Source organism: Bradyrhizobium sp. USDA 4011 (genome assembly GCF_054063415.1).
Map to the genome: position 1 here is coordinate 5,545,335 of NZ_JBSSGG010000001.1, position 25,723 is coordinate 5,571,057.

The 25,723-nt window shown below is 65.3% G+C and carries 27 protein-coding genes and 2 pseudogenes; 17 read left to right on the plus strand and 12 right to left on the minus strand.

Annotated features, from left to right (window positions below; all coding sequences use genetic code 11):
* Positions 1-154: 154 nt before the first annotated feature.
* Positions 155-1,150 carry a GlxA family transcriptional regulator gene (locus tag ACVW1C_RS26010; RefSeq protein ID WP_456760836.1) on the minus strand — a complete coding sequence of 332 codons (996 nt, stop codon included), beginning with the start codon at positions 1,148-1,150 and terminating at the stop codon, positions 155-157.
* A gap of 64 nt (positions 1,151-1,214) precedes the next feature.
* Here ACVW1C_RS26010 and ACVW1C_RS26015 point away from each other — a divergent pair, with 64 nt between their 5' ends.
* Positions 1,215-1,928 (plus strand): DJ-1/PfpI family protein, encoded by a 714-nt coding sequence (locus ACVW1C_RS26015; RefSeq protein ID WP_456760837.1) that lies wholly within the window; start codon positions 1,215-1,217, stop codon positions 1,926-1,928.
* Between the two features lie 9 nt (positions 1,929-1,937).
* Here ACVW1C_RS26015 and ACVW1C_RS26020 read toward each other — a convergent pair whose 3' ends face one another.
* A complete protein-coding gene (locus tag ACVW1C_RS26020) occupies positions 1,938-2,429 on the minus strand; it encodes a hypothetical protein (protein ID WP_456760838.1) in 492 nt (163 codons plus the stop codon).
* Positions 2,430-2,679: 250 nt separating this feature from the next.
* On the opposite strand from ACVW1C_RS26020, the gene ACVW1C_RS26025 reads away from it, so the two are divergent.
* The 5 genes and pseudogenes from ACVW1C_RS26025 (at position 2,680) to ACVW1C_RS26045 (ending at position 8,628) form a co-directional block, all read left to right on the plus strand.
* Positions 2,680-3,744, plus strand: coding sequence for an amidohydrolase family protein (locus tag ACVW1C_RS26025; protein ID WP_456760839.1), 1,065 nt, complete (start codon positions 2,680-2,682; stop codon positions 3,742-3,744).
* Between the two features lie 202 nt (positions 3,745-3,946).
* Positions 3,947-5,058, plus strand: a pseudogene (locus tag ACVW1C_RS26030) (amidohydrolase family protein).
* A gap of 231 nt (positions 5,059-5,289) precedes the next feature.
* Positions 5,290-5,703 (plus strand): Rieske (2Fe-2S) protein, encoded by a 414-nt coding sequence (locus ACVW1C_RS26035; RefSeq protein WP_456760840.1) that lies wholly within the window; start codon positions 5,290-5,292, stop codon positions 5,701-5,703.
* Positions 5,704-5,872: 169 nt separating this feature from the next.
* Complete coding sequence (locus ACVW1C_RS26040) at positions 5,873-6,490, plus strand: glutathione S-transferase family protein (protein ID WP_456760841.1); 618 nt, start codon at positions 5,873-5,875, stop codon at positions 6,488-6,490.
* A gap of 60 nt (positions 6,491-6,550) precedes the next feature.
* A pseudogene (locus ACVW1C_RS26045) lies at positions 6,551-8,628 on the plus strand (2Fe-2S iron-sulfur cluster-binding protein).
* A gap of 9 nt (positions 8,629-8,637) precedes the next feature.
* On the opposite strand, the gene ACVW1C_RS26050 reads toward ACVW1C_RS26045, so the two are convergent.
* On the minus strand, positions 8,638-9,213 hold the full coding sequence (locus tag ACVW1C_RS26050) for a TetR/AcrR family transcriptional regulator (RefSeq protein WP_456760842.1): 576 nt from the start codon (positions 9,211-9,213) through the stop codon (positions 8,638-8,640).
* Between the two features lie 126 nt (positions 9,214-9,339).
* Here ACVW1C_RS26050 and ACVW1C_RS26055 point away from each other — a divergent pair, with 126 nt between their 5' ends.
* Positions 9,340-10,323 carry an MDR family NADPH-dependent oxidoreductase gene (locus tag ACVW1C_RS26055; protein WP_456760843.1) on the plus strand — a complete coding sequence of 328 codons (984 nt, stop codon included), beginning with the start codon at positions 9,340-9,342 and terminating at the stop codon, positions 10,321-10,323.
* Positions 10,324-10,413: 90 nt separating this feature from the next.
* Here ACVW1C_RS26055 and ACVW1C_RS26060 read toward each other — a convergent pair whose 3' ends face one another.
* The 3 genes from ACVW1C_RS26060 to ACVW1C_RS26070 all read right to left on the minus strand — a co-directional run bounded on the left by ACVW1C_RS26060 (position 10,414) and on the right by ACVW1C_RS26070 (position 12,473).
* Positions 10,414-11,184: a COG4705 family protein gene (locus ACVW1C_RS26060; RefSeq protein WP_456760844.1), complete on the minus strand. Its 771-nt coding sequence runs from the start codon at positions 11,182-11,184 to the stop codon at positions 10,414-10,416.
* Between the two features lie 77 nt (positions 11,185-11,261).
* The gene (locus ACVW1C_RS26065) at positions 11,262-11,660 is read right to left on the minus strand and encodes a hypothetical protein (RefSeq protein WP_456760845.1); all 399 of its coding nucleotides are present in this window, start codon (positions 11,658-11,660) and stop codon (positions 11,262-11,264) included.
* Between the two features lie 57 nt (positions 11,661-11,717).
* Entirely contained in the window at positions 11,718-12,473 is a 756-nt protein-coding gene (locus tag ACVW1C_RS26070; RefSeq protein ID WP_456763175.1) for a COG4705 family protein, read from the minus strand.
* Between the two features lie 266 nt (positions 12,474-12,739).
* Between ACVW1C_RS26070 and ACVW1C_RS26075 the strand changes: the two genes are divergently transcribed.
* Complete coding sequence (locus ACVW1C_RS26075) at positions 12,740-13,402, plus strand: response regulator transcription factor (RefSeq protein WP_456760846.1); 663 nt, start codon at positions 12,740-12,742, stop codon at positions 13,400-13,402.
* Positions 13,399-14,703, plus strand: a complete 1,305-nt coding sequence (locus ACVW1C_RS26080; protein ID WP_456760847.1) for an ATP-binding protein — start codon at positions 13,399-13,401, stop codon at positions 14,701-14,703. Before ACVW1C_RS26075 ends, ACVW1C_RS26080 begins: the two co-directional genes overlap by 4 nt.
* 57 nt (positions 14,704-14,760) lie before the next feature.
* On the opposite strand, the gene ACVW1C_RS26085 is transcribed toward ACVW1C_RS26080, so the two are convergent.
* Entirely contained in the window at positions 14,761-15,159 is a 399-nt protein-coding gene (locus ACVW1C_RS26085) for a hypothetical protein (RefSeq protein WP_456760848.1), read from the minus strand.
* 195 nt (positions 15,160-15,354) lie between these two features.
* On the opposite strand from ACVW1C_RS26085, the gene ACVW1C_RS26090 reads away from it, so the two are divergent.
* Complete coding sequence (locus ACVW1C_RS26090) at positions 15,355-15,726, plus strand: cupin domain-containing protein (protein WP_456760849.1); 372 nt, start codon at positions 15,355-15,357, stop codon at positions 15,724-15,726.
* Positions 15,727-15,750: 24 nt separating this feature from the next.
* On the opposite strand, the gene ACVW1C_RS26095 is transcribed toward ACVW1C_RS26090, so the two are convergent.
* The 5 genes from ACVW1C_RS26095 to ACVW1C_RS26115 form a co-directional block, all read right to left on the minus strand.
* Positions 15,751-15,987, minus strand: a complete 237-nt coding sequence (locus tag ACVW1C_RS26095) for a hypothetical protein (RefSeq protein WP_176529167.1) — start codon at positions 15,985-15,987, stop codon at positions 15,751-15,753.
* Positions 15,988-16,179: 192 nt separating this feature from the next.
* The gene (locus tag ACVW1C_RS26100; protein WP_456760850.1) at positions 16,180-16,347 is read right to left on the minus strand and encodes a hypothetical protein; all 168 of its coding nucleotides are present in this window, start codon (positions 16,345-16,347) and stop codon (positions 16,180-16,182) included.
* A gap of 43 nt (positions 16,348-16,390) precedes the next feature.
* Entirely contained in the window at positions 16,391-17,509 is a 1,119-nt protein-coding gene (locus ACVW1C_RS26105) for an acyl-CoA desaturase (protein WP_456763176.1), read from the minus strand.
* A gap of 232 nt (positions 17,510-17,741) precedes the next feature.
* Complete coding sequence (locus ACVW1C_RS26110; RefSeq protein ID WP_173638660.1) at positions 17,742-17,951, minus strand: cold-shock protein; 210 nt, start codon at positions 17,949-17,951, stop codon at positions 17,742-17,744.
* A 303-nt stretch (positions 17,952-18,254) separates the two neighbouring features.
* The gene (locus ACVW1C_RS26115) at positions 18,255-18,863 is read right to left on the minus strand and encodes a TetR/AcrR family transcriptional regulator (protein WP_456760851.1); all 609 of its coding nucleotides are present in this window, start codon (positions 18,861-18,863) and stop codon (positions 18,255-18,257) included.
* Positions 18,864-18,975: 112 nt separating this feature from the next.
* Here ACVW1C_RS26115 and ACVW1C_RS26120 point away from each other — a divergent pair, with 112 nt between their 5' ends.
* The 7 genes from ACVW1C_RS26120 to ACVW1C_RS26150 all read left to right on the plus strand — a co-directional run bounded on the left by ACVW1C_RS26120 (position 18,976) and on the right by ACVW1C_RS26150 (position 25,588).
* A complete protein-coding gene (locus ACVW1C_RS26120; RefSeq protein WP_456760852.1) occupies positions 18,976-19,671 on the plus strand; it encodes a PspA/IM30 family protein in 696 nt (231 codons plus the stop codon).
* Positions 19,672-19,752: 81 nt separating this feature from the next.
* The gene (locus tag ACVW1C_RS26125) at positions 19,753-20,028 is read left to right on the plus strand and encodes a YiaA/YiaB family inner membrane protein (protein ID WP_456760853.1); all 276 of its coding nucleotides are present in this window, start codon (positions 19,753-19,755) and stop codon (positions 20,026-20,028) included.
* 326 nt (positions 20,029-20,354) lie between these two features.
* Positions 20,355-21,410, plus strand: a complete 1,056-nt coding sequence (locus ACVW1C_RS26130) for a hypothetical protein (RefSeq protein ID WP_456760854.1) — start codon at positions 20,355-20,357, stop codon at positions 21,408-21,410.
* On the plus strand, positions 21,407-22,282 hold the full coding sequence (locus ACVW1C_RS26135) for a HesA/MoeB/ThiF family protein (protein WP_456760855.1): 876 nt from the start codon (positions 21,407-21,409) through the stop codon (positions 22,280-22,282). Before ACVW1C_RS26130 ends, ACVW1C_RS26135 begins: the two co-directional genes overlap by 4 nt.
* Positions 22,279-23,478 (plus strand): hypothetical protein, encoded by a 1,200-nt coding sequence (locus tag ACVW1C_RS26140; protein ID WP_456760856.1) that lies wholly within the window; start codon positions 22,279-22,281, stop codon positions 23,476-23,478. The genes ACVW1C_RS26135 and ACVW1C_RS26140 overlap by 4 nt, the downstream gene beginning before the upstream one ends.
* Positions 23,475-24,596, plus strand: a complete 1,122-nt coding sequence (locus tag ACVW1C_RS26145) for a GNAT family N-acetyltransferase (protein ID WP_456760857.1) — start codon at positions 23,475-23,477, stop codon at positions 24,594-24,596. The genes ACVW1C_RS26140 and ACVW1C_RS26145 overlap by 4 nt, the downstream gene beginning before the upstream one ends.
* Positions 24,593-25,588, plus strand: coding sequence for a hypothetical protein (locus ACVW1C_RS26150; RefSeq protein ID WP_456760858.1), 996 nt, complete (start codon positions 24,593-24,595; stop codon positions 25,586-25,588). The genes ACVW1C_RS26145 and ACVW1C_RS26150 overlap by 4 nt, the downstream gene beginning before the upstream one ends.
* Positions 25,589-25,723: the final 135 nt, after the last annotated feature.

Here is a 25,723-nt window from a genome sequence, read left to right on the forward strand (position 1 = left end):
TAGATGCGTTCCGGGTGTGGGGAGCCTCCGCAAACGCAGCTATTGCGGTATATGCGGAGACAGCCCCTCACCCCAACCCTCTCCCCGTAAGAACGGGGCGAGGGAGCTCAGCAGCCGTCGCAATCGCCTTCGACCCAATCTCATCACGCTCTAGCTAACGCGCAAATCTGGCGCGGTAATCCTGCGGTGTGGTCGACAGCACGCGCAGGAAGCTGCGGCGCATCGTCTCCTCGGAGCCGAAGCCGCAGCGCTGCGAGATCCGCTTGACCGGCAAGCGCGTCTCCGAGAGCAGGTGCCGGGCGCCCTCGACCCGCAACCGTTCGATCGCGCGGGCCGGCGTCAACCCGGTTGCATCAGCGTAGTGCCGGCTGAAGCTGCGCTCGCTCATGCCGGCCTGTTTCGCCAATGTCGAAAGCGAGAGGTCGTCGGCCAGATGGCCGCTGATCCAGTCATGCAGCGCGCCGAACCTGTCGTCGGTCGTTTGCAGCGACAGGATTTCGCTGAACTGCGCCTGTCCGCCGGGCCGCTTGAAGAACACCACGAGATAGCGGGCGACGGCAAGCGCCACCGCGCGGCCGAGGTCTTCCTCCAGCAGGGCGAGCGCGAGATCGATGCCGGACGTGACGCCGGCCGACGTCCAGAACGATCCGTCGCGAACGAAGATCGGATCGGACTCGACACGAACATCGGGAAAGCGTTCTGCGAGTTCCGAACAGAATTGCCAGTGCGTCGCGGCACGACGGCCATCGAGAACGCCCGATGCGGCGAGCAGGAACGCACCGGTGCAGACCGATGCGGTGCGGCGCGCTTGCCTGGCGCGTCCGCGCACCCAGTCCACCAGGACGCGATCGGCCGCCGCTGCGTTGACGCCGTCGCCGCCCGGAATCACCAGCGTGTCGACCGCGGTGCTGATGGCGGGCAGCGGGTGCACCGCCAGCCCGACGCCGGCCGATGCTTCGATCGTGGGCCCATCCTTGGCGACGACGCGGACCTCATAAGGCTCGGCATTGCCTGCCCTGGCCGCCAGCGCGTTGGCGGATGCGAACACCTGCAATGGCCCGGTGACGTCGAGCAATTGTACCGCCGGATAAGCCAGCACTTCGATCAGGCGGCGGCCGTTTGGCGAGAAACGTGGGCTGGTTGGCGTCATCGCCGAAACGTGCCGCGCTAGATTCGCTTTGTCCATAGTTCAAGCGAAGTTTGAGGGAAGTGCAATGATTGCTCACGATGTCCACTTGCGGATCGGATCACTGCTGTTCGAAGGCGTCGATCAAATCGACTTGACCGGGCCGTTCGAGGTGCTGTCGCGGATTCCGAATTCGACCTACCGCATCTACGGCAAGACCGCCGAGCCCGTCCGCGACATCAAGGGATTGCGGCTGACACCGGATGCGACGCTGGCCGACGCGCCGCCGCTCGATGTGCTGCATGTGCCGGGCGGCTTCGGTCAGCAAGCCTTGATGGAGGACGCGGAAGTGCTCGGCTGGATCAGCCGGCAGGCGGCGGCGGCATGCCGCATCTTCTCGGTTTGCACGGGTGCGCTGATCTGCGGCGCGGCCGGTCTTCTGAAGGGGCGCAGGGCGACGACACATTGGGCGTCGTTTCATCTGCTGCCGTTCTTCGGCGCTACGCCCGTGAACCAGCGCGTGGTGGTGGACGGAAGCTTTGTCTTCGCCGCCGGAATCACGGCAGGCATCGACGGGGCATTGCGGCTCGCCGCCGAACTGCGCGGCGACGATGCCGCGCGCGCGATCCAGCTCTATATGGTGTATGCGCCGGAGCCGCCGTTCGACTGCGGCACGCCGGAGACCGCGCCACCCGAGATCCTGCAGCAGTCGCGCGAGGCCGTGCGCGCGATCACCGCGCAGCGGGAGGAGACCGCACGCCGCGTGGCCGCCAGGCTGGGTGTCGTGGTGCAGGGAGATTGAGCGCGGCGGCTAATTCCCCGGCTCGAAGCTGCAGTCGGCGCTGCCGCCGGCCTTGTCCTTGATCACCTTTGGATCGAGTGTGCAGGACAGTTTCGACAGTGCCTCGTAGATCGTGCCCGCGGCGCCGTCGGGCGGCACGCCGGCCAGCGCCACGGTCGCGTAGATCGCGTTGGCCTCGCTGCCCTTCACGGTGTGGGTCCTGCTGCCGAAGGTCAGCGCGCAGGAGCGCGAGGTGATGTCGACATTGCTGGCGCGGCAGACGACCTTGTCGGCCCTGACGGTGATCTTTCCGGTGACGCGGACATTGCTGTTGCCGCCAAAGAACGCGGCGACCGCCTTCTTCTCCTTGGCCGGCAGCGGCGAATCGGGCGCCACCACGCCTGCGAGCGCCAGCGCGACCGAGCCGGACGTGGTCGCGGGCGCGGCCCATGCGGCGGACGAGGCCAGCGACAATGAACATGCGAGGATCGTCAATCGGCCAAGCCTCATTCCAAGTCTCATTCCCGTCTCCTGCATCTGCGCTTTCCGCGGCGCGGAATCGCTAGCACGCCTTGTGACCTGAATGGGTGATGCCGTTCACACGCGATCCCGCAACTTCACGTGAGGCCGGTGCGCGCATAGGGCAGGGCGGCCCCGCGCGGATCGGCTTGCGCAATCGCGCCTTCGGCGTCACAGTCCGCTCCGCGGCAGCGATGCCGCCAACAACCAAGACAAGACGTTAGTCCGAGGAACGGAACATCTAGGGAGCATCATGGCGGCTACGCGCATCGACTGCGACATCCATCCCGCGGTGGGGGGAACGCGCACCACGCTGCTGCCTTATCTCAGCGATCACTGGAAGGAACAGGTGGTCAGCCGCGCCATCGACGGGCTCGACCTCAATTCCTATCCGCCGTCGATGCCGCTGTCGGGCCGCGCCGACTGGCGGCCGGCCGACGGCCGCAAGCCCGGCAGCGATCTCGCCATGGTGCAGCGCGGCGCGTTCGACCAACTCGGCGCCAGCCACGCGATCTGCAACGTCGTCTACGGCGCGCAGGCGGTGTTCGATCCCTACATGGCGGCGGACTTCTGCAAGGCGATCAACGACTGGATCGCGGCGGAGTGGCTTGCCAGGGACACGCGGCTGCGCGCCTCGATCGTGGTGCCGATCCAGGCGCCGGATCTCGCGGTCGAGGAGATCGAGCGCCGCGCCGGTGACAACCGCTTCGTCTCCGTGCTGGTGCCCTCGCAAGGCGAGATGCTGCTCGGGCGGCGGCACTACTGGCCGATCTATCAGGCCGCGGAGCAACACAAACTGCCGATCGCAATCCACGCCGGCAGCGCCTATCGCGGCGCGCCGAGCTCGATCGGCTGGCCGTCCTATCGCTACGAATATTATCTCGCCGAAGCGCAGGCGTTCCAGGCGCAGACGCTGAGCCTGATCTATGAGGGCGTGTTCGGGAAGTATCCGCGCTTGACGGTCGTGCTGATGGAGTCGGGCGTCAGCTGGCTGCCGGCCTTCATGTGGCGCGCCAACAAGACCTGGCGCGGCGTGCGCGTCGAGGTGCCGTGGGTCGAGCGCGAGCCGGCCGCGATCATCCGCGACCATTTCCGCGTCACCATGCAGCCGTTCGACGCGCCGATGGATGCAACCGGCGTCGCCGACATCATCGACCAGATCGGCTCGGACAAGATGTTCCTGTTCGCGTCCGACTATCCGCACTGGCAGTTCGACGGCGACGATCCGGTGCCGCCGCATCTGTCGGCAAGCCTCGTCAAGCGGATGTGCGAAGATAATCCGTTGGAAACCTTTCCGCGCATGAAGCTCGACGCCTGACCATGACGAAGCTCGACGCGACATCGGGGGTCTCATACCTCTCCCCAGCGGGGAGAGGTCGGCGCGCAGCGCCGGGTGAGGGGGCGCGGGTCTCACGAGGGACCGTAAGGCCCTCACCCGGATCGCATCTGGCGATGCAATCCGACCTCTCCCCGCTGGGGAGAGGTGACGGCTACACCGGCTCAATTCAATGGAGGATCGCATGAGTGACGTCATCGACCGCCCGATGCTCGACCGGGAGACCGCCGCCGCGACGCGGCTCAAGATCATCGATTGCGACATCCATCCGAGCATTCATGCGCACAGCGACCTCAACGAGTTCCTGCCGAAGCGCTGGCAGCAGCATCTCAAGGAATATGGCAGTCATCTGCGCACGCCCTATATCGGCACCACCCCATATCCACGCTCCTCGCCATTGATCGCGCGGCGCGATGCCTGGCCGCCGACCGGCGGCGTGCCGGGCTCCGACCTCGATTTCATGCGCAAGCAGCATCTCGACCCGTTCGACGTCGAGTTCGGCATCCTGCAGGTGCTCGACCTCTTCATCTTCTCGCAGCAGAACCTGGAATTCGGCGCCGCGATCCAGCGCGCCATCAACGACTGGCAGCTCGCCTTCTGGGCGCACCGCGATCCCAGGCTGAAGGCCTCGATCCTGGTCGGGCAGGACGGCTCCGACCTCGGCCTCGCCGAGATCGACCGTTGCGCCAAAACCGGTGAGTACATCCAGATCAACGTGTCGCCGCGCGCCAATGAACCGCTCGGCCGCCGGCGCTACTGGCCGATCTACGAGCGCGCGCAAGAGCTCGATCTGCCGCTCGGTATCCATGTCGGCGGCTATGGCGGGCATGCGCCGACCGGCGGCGGCTGGCCGTCCTACTACTGCGAGGAGCATCAGTCGAACGCGCATACGGTGGCCTCGAACCTCACGAGCCTCGTGCTGGAAGGCGTTCCCGAGCGCTTCCCGAAACTGAAGATCGTGTTCATCGAGGGTGGCTTCGGCTGGATCCCCGCCACGATGTGGCGGATGGACCAGCATTTCGAGCGCTTCCGCAGTGAGGTGCCGCATCTGAAGCGCAAGCCGAGCGAATATGTGAAGCAGCATTTCTGGTTCACGACCCAGCCGATCGACGAGCCGGATGAAGCCAAGCACCTGCGCCAGCTGATCGAATGGGTCGGGATCGACCGGCTGCTGTTCTCGTCGGACTATCCGCACTGGGACTATGACGACGCGCGCTACGCCTTCAAGACGCCGCTGACGAGGCCGAGCGGCGCAAGATCTTCAACAGCAATGCCCGCGCGGTCTACAAGTTCTGAATGTGATGAGATTGGATCGAGCAGCAACCGCGACGAAACTGCGCTCCCTCTCCCGCGTGCGGGGGAGGGCTGCAGTGGGGGTGTCGCCGCTCGCGACACTCTTCGCGTGGAGAGAACCCCCACCCGTATCGCATCTAACGATGCGATACGACCTCCCCCGCAAGCGGGAGAGGTGCAGGGAGTCTGTTGCGAGACTGTTTCAACCTGACCTCATCTTGCACTAGGACAGCGATGGCCCGTCACATCGTCGCGCGCACCAGTGAGATTCCCGCCGGTGGCAACAAGGTGTTCGGCCTTGAGGGCCGCGACATCGTCGTGTTCCACGTCAATGGCGAGTTCTTCGCGCTGCTCAATCGCTGTCCGCATGAGGGCGCGCCGCTGGAGAAGGCGGCCTGCGTGGCGCGCCTGACCTCGCCGGAGCCCGGCACCTATCAGCGCGACCGTATCGGCGAGATGCTGCGCTGTCCGTGGCACGGCTGGGAATTCGACATCCGCAACGGCCAGTCCTGGTTCGATCCCAAGCGGTTCAGGATCCGCTCCTATCCGGTCGCGGTCGAGAGCGGTGCCGAGTTGCAGAAGGGGCCGTATGTCGCCGAGACATTTCCGGTGCACATCGAGGACAATTACGTGATCGTCGAGGTGTAAGGGCTGCGTCGTAAAACCGCTGGGACAAGCCCGGCCATGATGGTACATAGTGTTATTGCAATACTTGCAATAATGAAGTTCCAACGGCAGTAATTATAATATTCGGTGCAATGGGTCACCTTGAGGTCGCGGACGGGATAACCCCGTCCATGACATCAGGAACGGCACCATGAAGCTCTATCACTTTGCTCTCTCCGGCCACGCACACCGCGCCCGCCTGTTCATGTCCCTGCTCGGCATTCCGCACGAGGTGGTCGACGTCGACCTCGCGTCCGGAGCGCACAAGACGCCGGAATTCCTCGCGCTCAATCGGTTCGGCCAGGTGCCGGTGCTCGACGATGACGGCACCATCGTTTGCGACTCCAACGCGATCCTTGTCTACCTGGCGACCAAGCTCGGCCGCACCGACTGGCTGCCACAGGATGCGAAGGGCGCCGCCATGGTGCAGCGCTGGCTGTCGGTCGCCGCCGGCGATCTCGCATTCGGGCCCGCCGCGGCGCGGCTGATCACGGTGTTCGGCGCGAAGTTCAATCCGGACGACGTGATCGCGCGCGCCCATGTGCTGCTGAAGCGGCTCGAAGCCCATCTCGTTGATCGCGACTGGCTGGTCGGCGCGCAGCCGACCATCGCCGATGTCGCGCTGTACAGCTATCTGTCGAGCGCTCCCGAAGGCAACGTCGATCTCTCCGCCTACCCGCGCGTCAACGCATTCCTGCGCCGGATCGAGGCGCTCCCGGGCTTCGTGCCCTTCGCCAAGACCCCCGTCGGTCTGGCAGCGGCTGCGTGACATGTCGACCGGGCGTGCCCGCGGGCGCGCCCGTCCAACCCCGAAAGGGAGGGCGATGCGATGAGCGACAGGCGAACCAAGAGCAAGCTCGCGACCTGGCACGCCGGCGAGATGGCGATCCAGCGGAAAGCCGGCGTTGAGGAGAAGATGGCAGCGGTCGGCCAGCGCGCGGTGCGGGATTTCATGCCCGACCAGCATCGCGATTTCTTCGCGCAGATTCCCTTCGTCGTGGTCGGCAGCGTGGACCGGAGCGGCGACGTGTGGGCCTCGTTGCTGGCCGGCCGGCCCGGGTTCATCGCCTCGCCGACGCCGCGCAGCCTCGAAATCGATGCGCAGCCTGATCCGAGCGATCCAGTCGCGGAGGGCATGCGCGAGGGCGATGCGATCGGACTATTGGGAATCGAATTGCACACCCGGCGTCGCAACCGTGCCAACGGGCTGCTGCGCGCATCGTCAGGCAAGGCGCTCAGCTTCGAGCTCGATCAGAGCTTTGGCAATTGTCCGCAATATATCCAGCTGCGCGACTTCACCTTCGTGCGCGAGCCGGACGAACCGTTCACCGGAGCGATCGAGGAGAGCGCGACGCTCGATCAGGCTGCGCGCAACACGATCGCGGCGGCGGACACGTTCTTCGTGGCGTCCTATGCCGAGCGTGAGGACCGTCGCCAGGTCGACGTCTCGCATCGCGGCGGCAGAGCGGGCTTCGTCCGCGTCGCCGCCGACGGCACGCTGACGATCCCCGATTTCGCCGGCAATCTGTTCTTCAACACGCTCGGCAACATCTTCGTCAACGGCAAGGCCGGGTTGGCATTCGTCGATTTCGAAACCGGCGACATGCTGCAGCTGACCGGCGATGCCGAGGTGATCCTGGACTCGCCGGAGATCGCGGCATTCCAGGGCGCCGAGCGGCTGTGGAGCTTTCGTGCCCGCCGCATGGTGCGCAGGCGCGGCGCGCTGCCGCTGCGCTGGGCGCTCCGGGCCGATGGCTGGTCGCCGAACGCGCTGATGACCGGCGACTGGGCGCAGGCCGCCGACCGGATGCGCGCGGCCGAGCTTGCGACGCAGTGGCGCCCGTTCAGGGTCACTGGGATCGTCGACGAAAGCCGCTCGATCCGCTCGTTTCATCTGCAGCCGGACGACGGGGCAGGACGGCTTCCGCACCGGGCGGGACAGCATCTGCCGATCCGCATCGCATTGCCCGGTGCCGACAAGCCGGTCATCCGCACCTACACGCTCTCGGTCGCGCCGTCGGATGGCATGTACCGCATCAGCGTGAAGCGCGTCGGCCTGGTGTCGCGGCATCTGCATGACAATATCCGTGTCGGCGACATCATCGAGGCGCGCGCGCGCCGGGGGGCGGCTTCACGATCGATGCGCGCGAAAAGCGGCCCGCGGTGCTGCTGGCCGGCGGCGTCGGCATCACGCCGATGCTCGCGATGCTGCGCCACGTGGTCTATGAGGGGCTGCGCACCCGCGGCATCCGGCCGACCTTCCTGTTCCAGGCCGCGCATGCCAAGGCGGACCGCGCGTTCGGCGACGAATTGCAGCAACTGGTTGATGCCGCAGGCGGCGCAGTCCGGATCATCCGCGTCCTCAGCGACGTCGATGGCGCCGAGCAGGGCACGGACTACGACGCCGCGGGGCGGATCGACATGGCGCTGCTGTCGCGCGTCCTGCCGTTCAACGATTACGACTTCTATCTGTGCGGGCCGCCGCAGTTCACCCAATCACTTTATGACGCCCTGCGCGGCTACAACATTGCCGATGGCAGGATTCACGCCGAGGCGTTTGGTCCGTCGTCGCTGGTGCGGAAGCCGGACGTGGCCACGACGCCGCTGCCGCGCCCGCCGGCTGCGACGATGCCGGTTCCGGTCGCGTTCACCGCATCGATGAAGGAAGCGCGCTGGACGCCGGAGTCGGGAACGCTGCTCGAACTGGCGGAGGCGCGCGGCCTCAGCCCGGCCTTCAGTTGCCGGGAAGGCAGTTGCGGTAGTTGCCGAACCAGATTGCAGGCCGGCGCCGTGACCTATCTGAAAGAGCCCACCGCCGAGGTGGCTGACGACGAGGTGCTGATCTGCTGCGCTGTGCCGGCGAGGCCGGAGGCGGGCGGCGAGGAGCGGATCGAGCTCGCGCTCTGACCGGCGCAACTATGCGAGCAGGCCCATCACCTGGTCGATCACGGCCCTCACCCGTTTCGGATCCGGCCTTTGGTGCGCGAGCGCCAGCAGCCCGGCATGCACCACCATGATGGTGTGCGCGGTGACGTCGGGGTCAAAGCCCTTTCTGAACTGGGCGCGGTCGGCGCGCAGCCGCGCGCGCAACAGCTCTTCGAGCCGCCGGTTGTAGCGCTCGATGCTCTTGCGGAGTTCGGCCTGATCGAGCGAGCCGTCGGTCGCGGAATTGATCGACAGGCAGCCGCGCTGTCCTTTCTCGCCCGAGCAGTAGGGGATGAAGCCGGTCAGCCACTGCCTGATCGCCTCACGGGCCGGCACAGGCTGTGCCAGCACGCGCTCGGCCCAGCCCAGGATGCCGTCGTGATAGCGGTCCAGCACCTTGAGGAACAACGCGTTCTTGTCGCCGAACGCCGCATAGAGGCTGGGCTTCGCGACGCCGCTCGCCGCCGTGATCTCGTCGAGCGAGGTCGCCTGAAAACCCTTCTGCCAGAATACCTGACGGGCGATTTCCAGGACATCGTCTGGATCGAAGCTGCGCGGTCTTGCCATATCGTTCTTTTATGTACTCCCGCGTCGGATGTGAAGCCTTCACCTTGCTGTGAAGGTGATTCGGGCCATTGACGTCATCTAAATTCTGTACTTACTAGTACATAATGAAAATCAGGAGATCGGGCCATGAAGGCTGTTCAGGTCGTTGCGTTCGGACGTGCCCAGGATGTGGTCAAGCTCAATGAGGTGCCCGACGTCGGCAGCCCCGGTCCCAACGAGGTCGTGGTCGCCGTCGAGGCTGCGCCGATCAACAACTCGGATTTCATGGTCATCGCCGGGCGCTACGGCTATCTGCCGACGCCGCCGGCGACACTCGGGATCGAAGGCGTCGGGCGGGTGGTTGCCGCGGGATCGCAGGTCAAGAACCTGAAGGTCGGCGATCGCACGTTGATCCCGTTCACGGTCCCGACCTGGACCGAACGCGTCAAGTTCACGGCGTCCTGGCAGCGGCCGTTGCCAGAGAAAGCGGATATCCAGCAACTCTCGATGATCGGGGTCAACCCGGCGACCGCCTATCTGTTGCTGACCGATTTCGTGAAGATTCCGCACGGCGGCTGGGTGATCCAGAACGGCGCCAATTCGGCGACGGCGCGGGCGGTGATCGCCGTCGCCAAATCGCTCGGGCTGAAGACCGTCAACGTCGTCCGGCGCGAGGAGGTCGTGGACGAGGTCAGGTCGGTCGGCGGTGATGTCGTGCTGGTCGACGGGCCGGATCTCGCCAAGCGCGTCGCCAAGGAGACCGGCGGGGCGCCGATCCTGCTGGCGCTCGACGTTGTCGGCGGCGCGTCCACGTTGAACCTGATGAACTGCCTGGCACCGAAGGCGGTGCTCGTCATCTACAGCGCGATGAGCGGACAGCCGTTCTCCGGCTCGGCGTTGAGCGTGATCTTCAAAGAGGTATCCGTGCGGGGCTTCTGGCTCGGCCATTGGGGCAAGACTGCAACTGACGAAGCCATGGCCAGGATGTACGACCATCTGGTGCCGATGGTCGCATCCGGCGCGATCAGCGCACCGGTGGTCGGGAGCTATGGCCTCGAGGGATTCCCCGAGGCCATCGCGAAGGCGGCAGCATTCAAGGGCAAGGTCATCTTCACGCCCAACAGGGCCTGATCGACAGTTCGAGCAGGTCTTGCTGAGGCGCGCCGGTCCTCTGTACGAAGTTCGCGGAACGTGCCGGGGTCTGGAGAACCGTGCGAGCGTTCACGCGTGCTCCCCCGCCCGCTGCGGCAGGATGAAGACAAGAGCGGCGATCGCAGCGGCGAGGGCGATCGATGCCGTGTAGCGGCTCAGCGCAAGGCCGCCGTGATCGAGCGGCTTGTCGAGAAAATCGCCGACGGTCGCGCCGAGCGGCCTGGTCAGGACGAACGCAATCCAGAACAGCACCGTGCGCGACACGCGGATCCACAGATAGGCCGCAGCAACGACGGCGATGCCGGCGGCGAACACGATGGCGCCGCCGCTATAGCCGAGGCCTGTGGAGTCGGCAATCCAGTCGCCAAGCGCTGTTCCCAGCGTCTGCGAGAACAGGATCGTGATCCAGTAGAAGGTTTCGGCCGCCTTGTTGTCGATCGACGCGATCGAGACCGTTCCCATGGTACGATGCCACACGGCAAGGGACACAACGAGCAGTCCGGCGAGCAGCGATGAGCCGCCGAGATATCCGATTCCCAGCGAACGGTTGACGAAGTCGGCAAAGGTCGTGCCGACGGTCGTCGTCGCGATGATCACCGTCCAGTAGAGCAGCGGATGAAAGCGCTTCGCCGCCATCTGCGCCGCGACGGCAACAGCGAAGATGACCGCGAAGATCGCAGTGCCGACGAGATAGCCGAGATTCATCGACATCGTGACGGCGTCACCGCCGGTTTCGCCGAGCGTCGTGGCGAGAATCTTGATGATCCAGAAACCGAGCGTGACGGCGGGGACCTTGCCTGCGCGCTCGTCCGCGGTGGTGTCGTGGAACAATAATTCCATGGGGTTCTTCGCTCCGGGAGGCGGGGCCGCCGGCGGACGATGCCGCCGGCGGGCGGTCGAAATGCTGGATGGCGAGATCAGGCCTTCATCGAGTCCATGATCGATAGCAGCTCGGCGAGCGCCGCCTTGCACTTGGCGGCATCCGGATTGGTCTCACGCACCGCCTCGAGGGCACGATCGATCGCCTTGTCGACCGTGTGCCAGTCCGCGGCCGCGCGCGGCTTCAATCCGGCTTCCGCTTCGTCCCATTTGGTCTCGAGATCATTGATCCGCGTCTTGGCGCCGGCCAGGTCACCCTTGTCGACCAGCGCCGCGACATCGGCGGCGATGCTGCGAAATGGCGCCAGGTCGCCGAGCCTGGAGGCGGCCGTCTGCGTGTGCGGCAGCAGCCTGAGGCCTGCGTTGGCACCGGGGAGCGGCTGGATGACTGCGAGCGCAACAATCGCCGTCGCAAGGCCAAGTGTCGTCTTGTTCATGGGTGGTTCTCCTGTGTGAGGGGCTTCGATTGGTGTCCGTGGGGGCGCATGTCGAACTCACGCGCCGGGCGACGCCTCGGGCTTTCCGCCGGCGTCGCCTTCGAACGACAGCCAGGCGACCAGCGCGACGATCACCGTCAGGAAGGCGAGGCTGGTGTAGATCGTGCCCAAGCCGAGCCCGCCGTATTCACGGGCCTGGGACAGCAGGTCGCCGAACGATGCTCCGAGCGGACGCGTCAGGATGTAGGCGAGCCAGAAGGTCAGCACCGCATCGGCGCCGAGTGCGTAGGCTGCCGCGATCGCCGCGATGAGTGCCGCGAACGCCACCACCCCGACGTTGAAGCCAAGGCCCAGTGCTTCGGTCGCAAGATCGCCCGCAGCCGTGCCGAGCGCGAATGTGAAGAGGATCGCGGCCCAGTAGAACACTTCGCGCCGTTTGGTCACGATGCTGTGGATCGACAGCGTCCCCTCGACCGAAAACCAGATTGCGAAGGTCGCGGCCAGGGCGATCGCGAAGGCGGCCGTACTGACGTAGAGGCTGATCTCGAGCTTGTCGGTCAGTGCATCGGTGATCTGCGTCCCGACGATACTGACGAGCACGACCGTCAGCCAGTAGACCCATGGCACGTAACGGTCCATCCGCAGCTGGATGGCCAGCACTGCGGCAAGCAGGGTTATCATGAGCAGACCGGTCACAGTGGTGCCAAGGCCGACATGGACGGCGAGATAATCGGCGCCGGTCTCGCCGACCGTGGTCGACATGATCTTGATGAGCCAGAAGACGAGGGTGACTTCGGGGACCTTGTTCTGCATGCTGCGGCCGATGGGTCTGATATCCAGCACGGTGTGAAGCTCCGCTTTGACAGGGTCGGCGGTTCCGCCGAGTTCGATACGGAGCGTGCACTGCGAGACTTAGCCCCGGCTTAGGTGGGCGCGGTGGCCGCCATTTGGGCGCCGAAAGCCCCTAAGCCGCGGCTAAGTCGAAACTGATATGATCGCGCAGGCGTCGCGGGCTGTTCGGTGCGACGCAGTTAGCCGGGCCTACCTCCCGGCGCGGATCGGGATCGGTTTGCCAGGCGATGCGGGTGCTCGTGGTGGAGGACGACAGGATGATCGGCGCCGCCGTCGTCGAGGCGCTGAGGGATGCCGCCTATGCGGTCGACTGGGTGCGCAATGGCGATCTCGCCATCGAAGCCAGCCGCAGCGAGACCTACGACATTGCGCTGCTCGATCTCGGCCTGCCATTGACTGACGGTCTCGACGTTCTCAAGGCGATCCGGGAGCGCACCTCGCGCCTTCCCGTGATCATTCTCACCGCACGCGATGCGCTGAACGATCGCATCCGGGGGCTCGATCTCGGCGCCGACGATTACCTGGTCAAGCCGTTCGAGATCGTCGAGTTGCTGGCGCGCATGCGCGCGGTACTGCGGCGCGAGGGCAGCGGAGCGCCGCCGGTGCTGACGAACGGCGAGCTTCATCTCGATCCGGCGACGCGGGAAGCCACGTTCTGCGAAGAGAAGGCCGTGCTCAGCGCTCGCGAGTTCGCCCTGCTGCAGGCGCTGCTGGCGCGGCCGGGAACGATCCTGTCCCGTGCCGAGCTCGAACGCCAGATCTATGGCTGGCGCGAGGAGGTCGAGAGCAACGCGGTCGAGTTCCTGATCCACGCTGTGCGCAGAAAACTCGGCGCCACGGCGATCAGGAACGTGCGCGGCGTCGGATGGATGGTGGATCGTTCGAAATGATGAGATCGCTGCGCGGGCGCCTGTTCGTCGGACTCACCGCGATCATCCTGTTGACGGGCGCCGTCGGCGGACTCCTCGCGTACAGATGGGCCTATAGCGAAGCGATCGAGATGCAGGACTCCGTCCTGATCCAGATCGGCAGCTTCGCGCTCGGCGCTCCGATCCGGCAAAGCCGCCCGGTCACCGGCGTCGACGCGGAAGCCGAGGTCGCCGTCGTCGAACTGGGCGAGGCGCCGCGCGGCTCCGCCGACGATCGCCGGCTTTGGGGACAGAAGGATGGGCTGCACAATGATGTCTATCACGGGCAGCCGGTCCGCGCGCTGCTTCGGACCCGGCCGGACGGCAGCCGCTTCGCGGTGACGCAGCAGACCGAGATCCGCACCGAGATCGCGGGCGATATGGCCGTGCGCACGCTGTTGCCGATTGCCGCGTTGGTGCCGTGCCTTCTGCTGATGACGGCATTCGTGATCGCCCGATCGTTCCGGCCGATGTTGCGCCTCGCTGGCGATCTCGATGCGAGCAGGGTGGATGACGTCGGTGCATTGCCGGCGATGGGCGCGCCGAGCGAGCTGCAGCCGTTCCTTGGCTCGATCAACGGGTTGCTGGGCCGGGTGCGCGTCATGATGGACCAGCAACGGCGTTTCATCGCCGACGCGGCCCATGAACTTCGAACACCGGTCACCGCGCTCAGCCTGCAGGCGGAAAATCTCGCCTCGCTCGACATGCCGGCGGAGACGCGCGACCGGCTCGATGCGCTGAACAGCGGCATGCGGCGCACCAAGCATCTGCTCGAGCAACTCCTGGCGCTGGCGCGTCAGGACGCTGCGCCGTCCATCGTGCGTGTACCCGTGCAGTTGGACAAGATCGCAAGAGGCGTCGTCGCCGATCTGCTGCCTGAGGCGGCAGCGCGTAACATCGATCTCGGTTTCACGACGGTCGAGATGGTCGCGGTGAACGGTGATGAGCTGTCGCTGATCTCGGCGGTCCGGAACCTGGTGGAGAACGCAATCAAGTTCACGCCAAATAATGGGGCTGTCGATCTTGCCGTCGGTCGGGAGGACGGAATGGCCGTCATCCAGATCGAGGACACCGGGCCGGGGATTCCGCCGCAGGATCTGGCGCGGATCGGCGAGCCGTTCTTTCGCGGTGGCCAGCCGAGCGGAGAGGGCGCCGGGCTCGGGCTCTCGATCGTGAAGCGCATCGTCGATCATGCCGCCGGTTCAGTCCTGTTCGAAAATGTGACCGGTGCCGGACGTTCAGGCTTGCGCGTGACCGTCAAGCTGCCGGCGACTGGCGCGTGAGGCCTGGCGGCCGGCAAAATGGGCGCCAGCCGCGCGGCAATCTAACTGGATCGGCGACTACTTGATCGTGGCGTGCACGGTGATGACCGACGTGCCGGACGCCTTCGGTCCCTGACCTGTTGCCTTGATGGCAAACGTATCGCTGCCCTTGTACTTGGCCTTCGCCCTGTATTCGAAGGTCGATGCGTTGATCTTCTTCAATTTGCCGTAGGCCGGCTTTTGCGAGATCGACGAGTCCGTCACGGTGCCGCGGATTCCGATCGGGATCTGGCAACTCTCGCCCGAGGCGACGTCGATATCGCCGGTCGAATTCTCGCCCCAATCCGCCAGCGTCACTGACATCGAGCATTCCGGCACGGCCGGTGCCGCCGACGCCGGCGTGACACTTGATGCCGCGAGGATGAGCGCCAGGAAGGCTGCTCCCGACAATCGCGTCGTAACGATACTCGTTCTCATGCAAGGCCCACTGCTGAAGGTTTTCGGCAAGGGAATCCTGCAACGCCGGAGCAGGGGTGGCAAGGACTTCGGCTCACATGGGTTGCACGGATTGAAATAGCCCGGGCACCTTGTTGCGTCGTTGCAGCGCCCCCATAGTCATCGCTCTGCGATGTGATCCGGACACGGTCGTTCGCAAGACGAGAAAGGCTTCCAATGGCTGAAAGCAACGAGGGGCAGTCGAACGCCCGGCCAGCCGGATTTGCCGGCGTCACGCGCAAGACCCTTGAGCGACTGCAACTGCCCGGCGATCAGCGCGAGCTTGTCGTTGCCGAGGTGACTTATCCGCCCGGCGGGGTTGCTCCGCTGCACCGGCATCCGGTCGGCGGTGTGATCTTCATCGTCGAAGGCGTTGCCGAGTCCGCGTATGGCGGCGAGGCGCCACGGCAATATCGGGCCGGCGAGACCCTGCAGGATCGGGCCGATGTTCCGCACACGCTGTTTCGCAATTGCGACCCGGAACGGCCGCTGCGCTTTCTGACGATCTATGCGCTCGAACCCGGGCGCGCCTACACGATGGAGCCGTGAGGTCCGGGTGTTTCCGTGGGCTGTTCAGATCATCGCGAGCTTGATCCGGCCGCCTTCAATGGTTCCCGCCGCAAGGGCATCGCGAGCCATCTTTTCGAAGGTCGGCCAATTCGCGAGCAGATATTTGTGCGCCTGCATCTTCGTCGGGAATGTGGTTTGCAGGATGCAGTCCTGCCGCGCGTTTCCGTTCGCAATCTGAAAAGACACCGCTTGGGGTCCCTCATTGATCTCTTGTTCGGTAGGCTTGGGAAGCTTGCGCATGCTGCTCCTTCACGAAAATCTTCGCGCTCGTCGCGAATGGAATTAGGTCGCATCCCGGGGCTGGCGAGCCGGTCGGGTGGCGCGCGGGGCTAGGGCATTTTCGGTTCTGATTGAATTAGGACCGAAGCTCTAGATTGTTGTTTTGACGCGTTTTCTTCACGCGAACCGGTATCCACTTCGCTCGAAAACGCTCTAATCGATGCCGGCGGCTCCAGCCGCGGCCTTTTTGACTTTTGCCGGGCGCTGCTTCGACGCCTGGTCCGGGCTTGGCGTGTTACGCACGGCCTCGGTCAGCATCTCGCGCAATTCGGCCTTGGTCTTGGGTGGTTCGCGCTTGCTCGGTTTTTGCCAGTTGGTCATTGGCTTTATATGGGGATGCCCGAGGCAAAATGCTACCGCTCCCTCAAGCTTTCGGGTTTACACCGGCCACCGGCGGCGGAACGGCCAGAAGGAAGCAAACCGATTCCACCAGGAGCTCATGCGCGCGGTCGACGATATCGTCCAACGATCGCGTCTTCGCGAACATGGCCTGGGCTTCAGCCAACAACTGCTCGCGCGTCGGCATGCTGGGCAGATGCAAGTCGGCACGATGCTGCAACACGAAAAGCGCGTCCCGCACCGACAATCCGGTTTCATGGACTGAGGATTTGATCGCCTGTGCGATGTATTCGGGATTGAAACGGCCGGCGAGCTGCTCGGCCGTCCGCTTGATCACGCGCGATCCGAGGCGTTGTTCGTTCTGGAGAACCTGGGTGGGCGGCGCCTTCAGATCCCAGACGATACCGAGCCAGGACAAGGCCACGAGGACATAATAGGTCGCATCAATCTCCCACCAGCGGAAGCCTTGCCGCGCACTGCTTTGGTAGGCGTGGTGATTGTTGTGCCAACCCTCACCCATCGTAACCAGCGCCAGCAGCCAATTGTTGCGGGAGTCGTCGCCCGTCACATACCGCTTGCGTCCGTGAACATGTGCGAGGGAATTGATGCAAAACGTTGCGTGATACAGCAGCACGGTGCTCCAGAAGAAGCCGACCACAAGTCCCGGCCATCCGGCAAGGAGGAAGCACAGACACGCGACCACGACCGCCGGCAAAACCTCGAATTTGTGCAGCCACATCAACTCCGGATACGAGGCGAAATCCGAAACTTTCGTCAGATCGGTTGCATCGTGCTGTCGATAGAAGATCCAGCCGAGATGACTGTACACGAGGCCCTTGTGCAGCGGTGAATGCACATCCTGTTCGGTATCCGAATGAAGGTGGTGATGTCGATGTTTCGCGGCCCACCAGAGGATGCTCTTCTGGGCGCTGCTTTGGGCAAGGAATGCGAGGATGAATTGAAACGCCCGGCTTGTCGAATAAGCTCGATGCGAGAAGTAGCGATGATATCCGGCCGTGATCGCAAACATGCGCACCCAGTACAGCGCGACGCAAATTGCGATCGCTGGCCACGAGACGCCCGACCAGATCGCTGCAAGACACCCGACGTGGACCAGCACGAACGGCAGGACCTGCGGGTACATGATGTCGTCGTGCTGCGAAGCTGGATCGATACTGGTGGACACGCTCGCGACCTCAGCTGCTTCGATGCGCAGGCCGGTTCGCCGGCAGACGGTTCAAGTCCGGGTCCTGGCGGGCATTGCGCGCGGTGTTGATAAAGAGAACCCCGCGGCCGGGTGACCAGTCGCGGGGTCGCGTAACCAGAGGCTCTGCCAGTTCATCCGTGGTCAAAGCAGCATGGCTAATTGTCGCAGCTTACACCGCGCGGAGATTGTCCGCAGCAGATTTGCCGGTCCGGCGGTCTGCAACGATTTCAAAAGAAACCTTCTGTCCCTCGTTGAGGGTGCTCATGCCGGCGCGTTCGACTGCGCTGATATGAACGAAAACGTCCTGGCTTCCCTGGTCCGGCTGAATGAAGCCGAAACCCTTCTGGCTGTTGAACCACTTCACAGTTCCCGTATTCATGGGAGATCGTCCTTTAGTATGGATGCGTGTTTGGAGCCGCACCCGAGGGCGCAGCAGGCTCATTCGAAGTTCAGGGGGTGAGGGTCGTCAGTCAGGCACGCTGTCAGCGGCGAGGCCAAGTCGGTCGGCCGAAACTCGATCCCAGGCAGATGGCTACGGTTCGGTCATTCCGCAAGGGGCCTTGCCGCCCTTTCTGACCTCGACCGCTACGTCCCCTGAGGCAATGGCTGCAATTCATGGCGCTTTGCGGTCAGTCGGCCTGACCGCAAGGCGGGGACACCGTGCGGCTTGGGGCGATGCGGCCTAATCCTTCTTCGCCGTCAGGCCGTCGATCATCGCCCGCGTCAAGGTCGAGATCTCGCTGCGCAGCGCGCCGATCGGCACCGCGATCAGCTTGTGCTCCAGCCCGAGCGCGACCATGCCATGCACGGCGGAGAACAGGCTGCGCGCAGTGACGCCGAGCTGCGCCGGCGAGCGCTGCGGAAACAGCGTGGCAAGCGGCTTGTAGATGTGGCGGAACAGTTCCATCTGCTCGGTGATCGCCCATTCCGGCACCGGCTTGCCGGGCTGCATGCGGTGCTCGAACAACGCGCGCCACAGCTCGAGATTGTCGGCGGCGAAGTCGCAATAGGCGACCGCGATCCGCACCAGCATCTCGCGCGGCGCGGCTGCGCCGCGGATCTCGGCCAGCGACAGCGAAGCATCGAGCCGGGCCAGCGTACGCGAGCCCACGCGCAGGATCAGCTCGTCGACATCCTCGACCAGATTGTAGACGCCGCCATTGGCGATGCCGATTTCCTGGGCCAGTTCGCGGGTCTTCAGGCCACCGAGGCCCTTTGCCGCAATTGCCCGTTCCGCCGCCTCGATCAGCGCTTCGCGCAGTTTCGCTCGCCGTTCCAATGCCTTGGACATGGTTCACCCGTCGTTAGTCACATTTTTGAGCGCTGCTCAAATAAATATTGAGCATCGCTCATTATGTGGTGCAAAAGATTCATGAGCGATGCTCATAACAGGGAGTGACCAAATGTTCAAAACTGTTTTGACGATTTTCCGCGGCAGCGTGGCGGCAGCCGAGGAGGAACTGCAAGATCGGACCGCGCTGGTCGTCCTCGACCAGCAGATGCGCGATGCCGCCGCCGCGGTCGACCGCTCGAAACGGACCCTGGCGCTCGCCATTGCCGGCGACCAGCAGGAGGGCCGGCGGCTTGAGGCGACCAATGCCCGGATCGCCGATCTCGAGGTGCGCGCGTCGGCGGCGCTCGAGGGCGGCCGGGACGACCTCGCCCGCGAAGCCGCGCAGGCGATCGCCAACCTCGAAGCCGAACGCGACGCCGCAATGACCGCGCGCACGCTGTTCGCCACCGAGATCACCCGGCTGAAGCGCCACGTCGCCAATGCCGAGGCGCGCATTGCCGAGCTCGACCGCGGCCGGCGCCTCGCCCGTGCCTCGGAAGCCGTGCGTTCGCTGCGCCGGAGCGGCATCGAGGCGGCGCGGCCCTATGAGTCGACGCTGCCGGAAGCGGAAGCCACGCTGAAGCGGCTGCGCGAGCGGCAGATGGAGACCCAGGCGGCCGATGACGCGCTGGTCGAGATCGATACCGCCTCGGGTCCGCTCGCCACCGCCGAGAAGCTCGCCGAGCAGGGCTTTGGCCCGCGGATGAAATCGACCGCCGACGACGTGCTGGCGCGCTTGAAAGCCAGGCGGCCGCCCCAAGCCTGAAATCTCAAGCCTGAATTCTCGAGCCTGAAATCTCAAGCCTGAAACGAAGTCAACTTCAAATCACCTCTCAAGGAGACGACCATGAACCAGACCATCCAACCCCACAGCGGCGCCTGGGTCACCTTCACCTACGCGTCCTTCGCGGCCTCCGCCTTCCTCGTCGCCGTCGGCGTGTTCTTCCTGCCGATCAGCCCCTGGATGCAGGGCTATCTCACGATGGGCATCGTGATGCTGGTCCAGACCTGCGTCACGCTGACCAAGACGGTGCGCGACAATTACGAGAGCAGCAAGTTCGTAAACCGCATCGAGGACGCCAAGGCCGAGCGCCTGCTGATGGAAGTCTCCAAGGCGGGGTGAGCCGGAGACGAAGCGGCGGGCGGCTTTCACTCGCCGCTTTCGAATAAAAGCCCCTGCCCAAAGCCCTCGACGTCATTGCGGGAGCTCGCGACAAAATTGCAAAGCAATTTTGCGCTGAAGCGACGAAGCAATCCATCGTGCCGCGTGTGCGGACAGATGGATTGCTTCGCTCCGCTCGCAATGACGGGGTGGATAGGCTGCGAACCTTGCAGCCAACTTGTTCCGTTTCCGGAAGGCCTTGTTTACCCTGCGGCAAACCGCGCCAGGTTGCACTCATGGCTCTTTAACAGGCCAGAGTGCAGAGATCGCGCCCGAGGGACAGAGAAATGGCGTCCACGGACAATCGCACGCCCGCTTCGCGCGGCAGCAGGAGCCTTGCCCAAGCGCGCGCGGCCTTTGACGGCCTGCGCAGCCATGGCGGCTTCTGGCTGAAGGCACTGTCGCAACCGACCATAGATCTCACCTTGCGCACCCAGGCCGGCCAGCGCACCCGCATCGTCGAATCGCCCGGCCTGTCACTGCCGAAGGACGAGCTCGACGCGCTGGTCGGGCAGCTCCGCGTCGTGGCCGCCAAGACGCTGCCCGAGGAGAGCCTGAGCTACGGCATCTTCTCCGGCGAGCCGGAGCGGCTGGCGCGCGCCATCATCACGCTGATCTCGGAGGAAGACAGCGGACGGCCGATCGCGTTCAACGCGCTGTCGGTGATGGAGGTGCCGCTCGACGGCGAGCCCACCGAAGTCACCCATCTCGGCCTCGTCATGGTCGACCCCGATGTGCGCGGGCAGGGACTGTCCTGGGTGCTCTACGGCCTGACCGCGCTGGTGCTGTTCGCCCGCGACGGGCTGCGGCCGAAATGGATTTCCAATGTCACCCAGGTGCCGGCGGTGGTCGGCATGGTCAGCGACACCTTCTCGGACGTATTCCCGTCACCGTCGCCCGGCGCCCGGCAGAGCTTTGCGCATCTGCAACTCGCCCGCGGCATCATGGCAAGGCATCGCGCGGTGTTCGGCGTCGGCGAGGAGGCCGGCTTCGACGAGGCGCGCTCGGTGATCACCAATGCCTATACCGGCGGCTCGGATGCGCTGAAGAAGACCTTCGAGACCGCGCCGAAGCATCGCGACGCCGTCTACAACGAATTTTGCGAGCGCGAGCTCGATTACGGCCGAGGCGACGATGTGCTGCAGATCGGCCGTGTCGATCTTGCCGGCGCGCGCCGCTACCTGATGAGCGAGGTGCCCTCGGGCTCGCTGCCGGCGCTGCTCGCTGCGTCCGCGATGCTGGCATTGCAGCGGCTGGTGCTGCCGGTGGTCTACTGGATGGACGACACCCGCGCCTTCGGCACGCTGCGGCCACGCAGGCAGGACAACGGGGCCGTGCGATGAATTTCGACTATTACTCCTTCACTGGCCGCAACATCGGCTTCATCGACGAGCACGAGCAGCAGCTGTTGCGCCAGTCGCGGGTGTTCGTCTGCGGCGTCGGCGGCATGGGCGGCGCGGCCTTCATGGCGCTGGCGCGCGCCGGCGTCGGCAAGTTCGTGATCGCCGACATCGATCGCTTCGAGGTCTCCAACCTCAACCGCCAGGTATTCGCCTTCGCCGACGAGGTCGGCCGCGAGAAGGCGGCGGTCGCCGCCGAAGCCGCCAAACGCATCAACCCGACCATCGAGGTCGAGGTGCTCGGCGAGCACTGGACCAGTGCGCTCGCCGGGATTGCCGAACGCTGCGCGGTCATCGTCAACGGCATGGACGATATCGCCGCCGGCGTGCATCTGTACCGGACCGCCAAGCGCGCCGATGCAACCGTGATCGACGCCTACATGTCGCCGCTGCCGTCGGTGATCGTGGTGCGCCCGCACGATCCGCGGCCGGAGGAGCGGCTCGGCTTTCCCACGCTGGCCAAGGACTGGACTGATATCACCGAGGACGACCGTCGCGCCGCGATGCGCGCCGAGATCGAGCACGTGATGCTGCATTCCTCGTCGCGCAACTATGTCGATCTCGCGATCGCCGGCGAAGTCGCGGCCGGCCGCCGCAGCCGGATGTCGTTCGCGCCGATGGTGATCTCGACCGGCATGCTGATGGCCTATGAGGCGGTCGCGCTGATCCTGGGCCGCACCTCCGGCACCGATTGCCGCGGCTGGTTTCTCAACCCGCATCGGCCGGCGATCGAGAAGCCGCGCAATGCGCTGGTCGCCGCCCTGATGCGTCCGCTGGTGCGGCGGGCGATCGATCAATTGACGGGCGCCGCATGACCTCGGGGGTGATTGCCGATTCCATTGTCAATCTCTGCGGCGCCATCGGCGTCGCGGTGGCGATGATGACGTTCTACCGGCGCGATCCGAGGAGCCCATTGACCCGCCGCCTGCTGCTCGTGCTCGGCGTGATCGCGACCCTGTTCCTTGATCGTGGCCTTGCGTGGTGGAGCGGCAGCTGGCTGCTCGACCATCTCTCGGTGATCCCGGCCTCGCTGATTCCGCTCGGCGCGCTGATCGTCACCGAAGGTATCCTGCGCCGCCACGCGCCGCGCGCTGTCAAGATCGCAGCGCTCGGCGGCGGCATCCTGCTCGGCCTTGGCGGCACGTTCGGGCTGCAGCGCCTGGTGATGCCTTATGCGATCACACTGGCGTTGTTCCAGCTCTTTGGCTTTGCGACCTGCGCGCTGCTGCTGGCGACGCGCGACCGCGCATCGCTGATGGCCTCGGAAAACCGCAGCATCGGCCGCATGGCGGTCGGGGCGCTGGTGGTGATCCCGTTCATCCTCACCGATTTCCGCACGCTGTTTCCCGACATTCCGGTCCGGCTCGGCGCGCTGGGTGCGCTGCTCACGGTCACCGTGATGCTGATTGCCGGAGGCGGCGCCGAGACACGGCGGCATGGGCTCGCGATGATGGCGCTGCGGCTGATTTCTTCCGGTCTGCTCGGCCTCGCCGCCGCCTTCATGGCGCCCGACGTCGATGCCGCCGAGATGATCCGGTTCGTCGCGGTCGCGATTGCCGGCGTGCTGACCATCGGGCTGATGACCGACGCGCTGCGCGCGCTGTTCGAATCGCAGGAGCCCGGCGTGCTCAACTCGGTCGCGGCGTCGCCGGCGCAGACGCGGGAGCAGTTGATCGCCGAGCTCGCACGGCATCCGATCTTCGAGAGCGCGCGTCGCTTCCGCGAAGACGAACTCGGACCCTACGATCCGCCGTTGCTCCGCGACTTCCTGTCGACGAGGCGCGTGCTGCGCCGGTCCGAGGCGCCGTGGGGACTGGCGCCGACCGACCCGGCCGCCGAGCGCATGGTCTCGCTAATGGCTGCCAACAGCGCCTCCCATGTCATCGTGCTCGCGCATGATCCGCTCGACCTGATCGTGCTGGCCGTGCCTGTGACCGCGGCCGATCCCGCCACCGAAACCGCGCTGGCGCTGGTGCGGCGGCTCTTGGCGCTGACCCCGGAGGCCAAATGACGCTGGATATCCGGGAGGGGGACCGCAGGGCCGCGTTCGACGCCGCCCTCAACGCCTATGGGCCCGACAGCCTCTACGTGCCGCCGCTGTGGAGCGATTTCGACCGGATGTTCGATGCCGCGAAGAATCCGTTCGTCACCGAAGGCCATGGCCGCTATGCGCTGTTCTCGGCGCATCGCGACGGCCGGCCGGTCGGCCGCATCGCCGCCTCGATCCACGACGCCTCCAACCGCAAGCACGGCACGCGTCACGGCGCGTTCGGCTTCTTCGACTGTGTCGACGACGTCGAAGTGGCCGATGCGCTGCTGCGGACCGCCGAGCAGTGGCTGGCCGCGCGCGGCATGAGCCGCATCGCCGGCAATTTCAATCTCACGGCGATGCAGCAGATCGGCGTGATGACCGACGGGTTCGACCGTGCACCGTTCACCGACATGATGTGGTCGCCACCGCATATCGCATGCCATCTCGAACGCGCCGGTTATGCGGCGTCTTTCCCGATGACGACGTTCGAGATCGCGCTCGACGGCGGCAAGCCGGAGCAGCTGCTCGGCGACAAGCAGCGCGCGGTGCTCACCGATCCGGATTTTGTCTGGCAGCCGATCAAGCGCTCCGCCTTCAAGGTGCGGCTGGAGGATGCGCGGCTGATCCTCAACGACGGCTTTGCCGACAACCCGATGTTCGTGCCGCCGACCGCGGCCGAATATCTGTTCCAGGCCGGCGACATGATGTGGATCATCGACAAGCGGATTTCGACCGTGGTCTATCATCGCGGCCGCCCAGCAGGCGCGATCATCGCGATCCCCGATCTCAACCCGCTGATCAAGGCGATCGGTGGTCGGATCGGGCTATCGGCGCCGTTCAGATTCATGCAGCACCGCATGATGAACACCCGCGCGGTGCTGATCTATCAGTCGGTCTGCCGCGACCTGCACAATCGCGGCCTCAACGGCGCCATGCTCTACCGCACCGCGCTGGCGTTGCAGGAAGCCGGCTACCGCACGCTCGGCGGCACCTGGATCGCTGACATCAACGCGCCGTCGTTGCGCCAGGTCGAAAAGGCCGGCGCCACGCCGCTGCACCGGCTGCATCTGTTCACCAAGCGGCTGGCCGCAGCATGAGCGAGCTGACGCCGGATTTGCTGCGCGAGCTGGTCGCGGAGGCGCGGCTCGCCCCGAGCGTCCACAACATCCAGCCGACCCGTTGGCGCTTGCTTGGCGACGGGCGGCTGGCGCTGGTCGACGCGACCTGGGTCCGCGCGCCGGTCGCGGACCCCGCCGGACATGACGTGCTTGTGTCGCACGGCGCGGCGCTCGAAGGCATGAGCCTCGCGCTTAACCGCCGCGGCCTCGCCATCACGGCGATGACCACGATCGAGCAGCCGCTGTCGCCGCAATTTACCGCGCTCTGCAGCTTTGCGATCAGGCAAGGTGTCGCGTCCGATCCGTTGGCCGGCCATGTGGCGCACCGGATGTCGTGGCGCGGCAAGTTCGCGCCGTCGCCGGATCAGGCCGCGCCGCTGGTGCAACTCGCCGTCGCGCGTGAGGATTTGATCTGCATTGGTGACCGCCGGACGATTGCCGATATCGCCGGCTGGGCCGACCAGGCCGAGTTCTCCTTTGTCCGCGGCGACGACTATCGGGCCGAGCTGCTCGAATGGATGCGACTGTCGCCCGGCCATCCGCACTATCTGCTGGATGGTCTCAATCGCGATGCACTCGCCATGAACGCGGTCGAGGCCACCGCCGCCGGTTTCGTGCTCGGCAGCCTGTTCAAGCCGCTCGATCGTCTCGGCCTCGCCGCATCGCTGCTGTCAGACAGCGCCAAGACCGCTTCGGCCGCGGCGATCGTCCTGCTCTGTCGTCCGGTCGGTGAGGATCCACTCACGACGGGACGGCATTTCTACCGTAGCTGGCTGGAGATCGATCGCGCCGGGCTCGCGGCGTGCCCGATCTCGGGGCTGGCCGATCACCCTGACTTCAACGACCGGCTGCGCAAGCTCGGCAAGATCGGCACCGATCTTCGCCTCGTCAACGTGTTCCGCATCGGCTGGCCCTCCAAACCGCTGAAACCGCGGCATTTCCGGCTGCCGGTCGATCGGCTCATCGTCTAGAGTGGGATCGAGTTAGGTTGAATCGTGTTTGGCCCCGGATTCGGGTCACCTCTCCCAAAGGAGAGATGGACCTCCGATGCCGCTCCAACTCGACTTGATCTCATCACGCTTTAGGCGCCGACAGATCAAGGTGCG

Excerpts from the sequence above, each read along its gene's own strand:
- ACVW1C_RS26130 (WP_456760854.1), top strand. The coding sequence starts at position 20,355 with ATGGCGTCCACGGACAATCGCACGCCCGCTTCGCGCGGCAGCAGGAGC.
- ACVW1C_RS26110 (WP_173638660.1), bottom strand. The coding sequence starts at position 17,951 with ATGAATACGGGAACTGTGAAGTGGTTCAACAGCCAGAAGGGTTTCGGC.
- ACVW1C_RS26150 (WP_456760858.1), top strand. The coding sequence starts at position 24,593 with ATGAGCGAGCTGACGCCGGATTTGCTGCGCGAGCTGGTCGCGGAGGCG.
- ACVW1C_RS26055 (WP_456760843.1), top strand. The coding sequence starts at position 9,340 with ATGAAGGCTGTTCAGGTCGTTGCGTTCGGACGTGCCCAGGATGTGGTC.
- ACVW1C_RS26070 (WP_456763175.1), bottom strand. The coding sequence starts at position 12,473 with ATGCAGAACAAGGTCCCCGAAGTCACCCTCGTCTTCTGGCTCATCAAG.
- ACVW1C_RS26065 (WP_456760845.1), bottom strand. The coding sequence starts at position 11,660 with ATGAACAAGACGACACTTGGCCTTGCGACGGCGATTGTTGCGCTCGCA.
- ACVW1C_RS26135 (WP_456760855.1), top strand. The coding sequence starts at position 21,407 with ATGAATTTCGACTATTACTCCTTCACTGGCCGCAACATCGGCTTCATC.
- ACVW1C_RS26095 (WP_176529167.1), bottom strand. The coding sequence starts at position 15,987 with ATGCGCAAGCTTCCCAAGCCTACCGAACAAGAGATCAATGAGGGACCC.
- ACVW1C_RS26035 (WP_456760840.1), top strand. The coding sequence starts at position 5,290 with ATGGCCCGTCACATCGTCGCGCGCACCAGTGAGATTCCCGCCGGTGGC.
- ACVW1C_RS26060 (WP_456760844.1), bottom strand. The coding sequence starts at position 11,184 with ATGGAATTATTGTTCCACGACACCACCGCGGACGAGCGCGCAGGCAAG.
- ACVW1C_RS26125 (WP_456760853.1), top strand. The coding sequence starts at position 19,753 with ATGAACCAGACCATCCAACCCCACAGCGGCGCCTGGGTCACCTTCACC.
- ACVW1C_RS26015 (WP_456760837.1), top strand. The coding sequence starts at position 1,215 with ATGATTGCTCACGATGTCCACTTGCGGATCGGATCACTGCTGTTCGAA.
- ACVW1C_RS26115 (WP_456760851.1), bottom strand. The coding sequence starts at position 18,863 with ATGTCCAAGGCATTGGAACGGCGAGCGAAACTGCGCGAAGCGCTGATC.
- ACVW1C_RS26010 (WP_456760836.1), bottom strand. The coding sequence starts at position 1,150 with ATGACGCCAACCAGCCCACGTTTCTCGCCAAACGGCCGCCGCCTGATC.
- ACVW1C_RS26040 (WP_456760841.1), top strand. The coding sequence starts at position 5,873 with ATGAAGCTCTATCACTTTGCTCTCTCCGGCCACGCACACCGCGCCCGC.
- ACVW1C_RS26140 (WP_456760856.1), top strand. The coding sequence starts at position 22,279 with ATGACCTCGGGGGTGATTGCCGATTCCATTGTCAATCTCTGCGGCGCC.
- ACVW1C_RS26145 (WP_456760857.1), top strand. The coding sequence starts at position 23,475 with ATGACGCTGGATATCCGGGAGGGGGACCGCAGGGCCGCGTTCGACGCC.
- ACVW1C_RS26080 (WP_456760847.1), top strand. The coding sequence starts at position 13,399 with ATGATGAGATCGCTGCGCGGGCGCCTGTTCGTCGGACTCACCGCGATC.
- ACVW1C_RS26105 (WP_456763176.1), bottom strand. The coding sequence starts at position 17,509 with ATGTACCCGCAGGTCCTGCCGTTCGTGCTGGTCCACGTCGGGTGTCTT.
- ACVW1C_RS26100 (WP_456760850.1), bottom strand. The coding sequence starts at position 16,347 with ATGACCAACTGGCAAAAACCGAGCAAGCGCGAACCACCCAAGACCAAG.
- ACVW1C_RS26075 (WP_456760846.1), top strand. The coding sequence starts at position 12,740 with ATGCGGGTGCTCGTGGTGGAGGACGACAGGATGATCGGCGCCGCCGTC.
- ACVW1C_RS26025 (WP_456760839.1), top strand. The coding sequence starts at position 2,680 with ATGGCGGCTACGCGCATCGACTGCGACATCCATCCCGCGGTGGGGGGA.
- ACVW1C_RS26050 (WP_456760842.1), bottom strand. The coding sequence starts at position 9,213 with ATGGCAAGACCGCGCAGCTTCGATCCAGACGATGTCCTGGAAATCGCC.
- ACVW1C_RS26120 (WP_456760852.1), top strand. The coding sequence starts at position 18,976 with ATGTTCAAAACTGTTTTGACGATTTTCCGCGGCAGCGTGGCGGCAGCC.
- ACVW1C_RS26020 (WP_456760838.1), bottom strand. The coding sequence starts at position 2,429 with ATGAGACTTGGAATGAGGCTTGGCCGATTGACGATCCTCGCATGTTCA.
- ACVW1C_RS26085 (WP_456760848.1), bottom strand. The coding sequence starts at position 15,159 with ATGAGAACGAGTATCGTTACGACGCGATTGTCGGGAGCAGCCTTCCTG.
- ACVW1C_RS26090 (WP_456760849.1), top strand. The coding sequence starts at position 15,355 with ATGGCTGAAAGCAACGAGGGGCAGTCGAACGCCCGGCCAGCCGGATTT.